Annotated in this window: 1 pseudogene; it reads right to left on the bottom strand. The window is 44.1% G+C overall.

The annotated features are described in order from the left end of the window. Positions 1–65: 65 nt before the first annotated feature. Positions 66–613, bottom strand: a pseudogene (locus tag PF327_RS11405) (NADP-dependent isocitrate dehydrogenase); the annotation flags it as partial.

Below are 613 nucleotides of genomic sequence, written 5' to 3'. Positions count from 1 at the left end.
GGAATCTCCTAAAAACATTTGTAAGATGTATCGCACGAAAAGTGCGATACATAGTAGCTTACTACTTAGATAGCGTCAATGATCGCATTAAGCGTAGCAGATGGTCTCATCGCTTTAGCAGCCAACTCATCATTTGGATGGAAGTATCCGCCAACATCTTGAGGCTGACCTTCTACTGCAAGAAGTTCTTCCATGATCTTCTCTTCGTTCTCCTTAAGTGCTTTTGCAACCGGAGCAAACTTTGCAGCTAGTTCTGCATTGTTAGACTCAGCAAGTGCTTCTGCCCAGTACTGAGCCAAGTAGAAGTGAGATGCTTTGTTATCTNAAGTGCTTTTGCAACCGGAGCAAACTTTGCAGCTAGTTCTGCATTGTTAGACTCAGCAAGTGCTTCTGCCCAGTACTGAGCCAAGTAGAAGTGAGATGCTTTGTTATCTGGCTGACCTACTTTTCTTCCTGGTGCTTTGTTGTTATCAAGGTAACCTTGGTTCGCAGCATCAAGACCAGCTGTAAGAGCAGCAAGTTTAGCATCGTCATGTTTTTGACCGATCATTCTTAAAGACTCAGCTAGTGCCAGGAACTCACCAAGTGAATCCCATCTTAAGTGACCTTCAGC

Source organism: Sulfurovum xiamenensis (assembly GCF_030347995.1).
GTDB classification, from domain to species: Bacteria; Campylobacterota; Campylobacteria; order Campylobacterales; family Sulfurovaceae; genus Sulfurovum; species Sulfurovum xiamenensis.
This window is presented reverse-complemented; position numbering and strand designations above follow the sequence as displayed.